The organism is Streptococcus parasanguinis, assembly GCF_001578955.1.
GTDB classification, from domain to species: domain Bacteria; phylum Bacillota; class Bacilli; order Lactobacillales; family Streptococcaceae; genus Streptococcus; species Streptococcus parasanguinis_U.
The window spans coordinates 456,453-458,119 of record NZ_KQ969690.1; the positions used below are offsets into that span (position 1 = coordinate 456,453).

Genomic DNA, 1,667 nt, shown 5'->3' on the forward strand with positions numbered 1-1,667 from the left:
AGCCGTATCCTTACCTGGTTTAGACTTGAAAAACCCGATTATTCCGGCATCTGGCTGTTTTGGCTTTGGTCAGGAATATGCCAAATACTATGACTTAGACCTGCTTGGATCCATCATGATCAAGGCGACGACTGCGGAGGCTCGCTTCGGAAATTCGACTCCACGAGTTGCTGAGACGCCTGCAGGCATGCTCAATGCCATTGGGCTCCAAAATCCAGGGGTAGACGTGGTCCTGGCGGAAAAACTTCCTTGGTTGGCCCAACATTATCCAGACCTACCGATTATTGCCAATGTAGCTGGCTTCTCCAATGAAGAGTATGCAACGGTATCTAGGAAGATCTCGCAAGCACCAAATGTCAAGGCCATTGAGCTCAATATCTCTTGTCCAAACGTAGACCATGGGAACAACGGCCTCTTAATCGGGCAGGTTCCTGAGTTGGCCTATGCGGCTGTGAAAGCAGCGGTAGAAGTGTCCTCCGTCCCTGTCTATGTCAAGTTAACGCCTAGTGTGGCAGACATCACGCAGGTCGCAAAAGCAGCAGAGGATGCAGGGGCGACCGGCTTAACCATGATCAATACCTTGGTGGGCATGCGCTTTGACCTCAAGACTGGTAAGCCCATCATTGCCAATGGAACCGGAGGTATGTCGGGTCCAGCCGTTTTCCCAGTTGCATTAAAACTCATCCGCCAGGTTGCCCAATCCACTAAACTTCCGATTATCGGAATGGGAGGTGTCGATTCAGCAGAAGCAGCCATTGAAATGATGATTGCAGGGGCCTCTGCGATTGGAGTTGGAACTGCTAATTTCACTGATCCTTATGCTTGTCCAACCATCATCGAAGATCTGCCACAAGTCATGGATCGCTACGGTATTGACACCCTTGAGAACTTCCGAAAACATGTACGGGAAAATCTACTGTAAATCCTTGACTTTTCCCAAATATCGTACTACAATAAATAAAAACCTTTAAAGCAGTCCAGAGAGGCTCCTAAGGTCTAGACGGTGAATCATGGTAGTTGTTCCTATCTAATTTTCCTGTAACCTTGCCTCTGGCAAGGTTTTTTTGTAGACAAAATGATCAATCAAAAAAGGAGTAATCCATGCGTGAACAACGTCCTATTATCGCCCTTGACTTCCCAGCTTTCGAGGATGTCAAAAACTTTTTAGAGCATTTTCCAGAAGACGAAAAATTATTTGTAAAAATCGGAATGGAATTTTTCTATGCAGTTGGTCCTGAAATTGTACATTACCTCAAAGGGCTTGGACACAGCATTTTCCTTGATTTAAAATTGCATGATATCCCAAATACAGTCAAATCAGCCATGTCCGTACTGGGGACTTTCGGAGTAGATATGGTGACAGTTCACGCAGCTGGTGGTGTAGAGATGATGCGCGAAGCCAAGGCAGCTCTTGGTGAAGGGGCTAAGTTGGTAGCCGTGACCCAGTTGACTTCTACCAGTGAAGAAGACATGCGTGATTGCCAAAACATCCAAACAACAGTCCAAGAATCTGTAGTTAATTATGCTCGCAAGGCCCAAGAAGCAGGCTTGGATGGTGTTGTCTGTTCAGCCCATGAAGTAGCCTTGATCAAGGATGCCACTTCATCAGACTTTGTCTGTGTCACACCAGGGATTCGTCCTGCTGGAGCTGAAATCGGCGACCAAAA

At 46.9% G+C, this 1,667-nt stretch carries 2 protein-coding genes; both read left to right on the forward strand.

Going from position 1 to position 1,667, the window contains the following annotated elements; all coding sequences use genetic code 11:
- Positions 1-922 (forward strand): dihydroorotate dehydrogenase (locus SPADD19_RS06090; protein WP_061455521.1); only part of this gene is annotated, 922 nt, incomplete at its 5' end.
- A 179-nt stretch (positions 923-1,101) separates the two neighbouring features.
- A partial coding sequence (gene pyrF, locus SPADD19_RS06095; protein ID WP_241496497.1) for an orotidine-5'-phosphate decarboxylase occupies positions 1,102-1,667 on the forward strand: 566 nt, incomplete at its 3' end.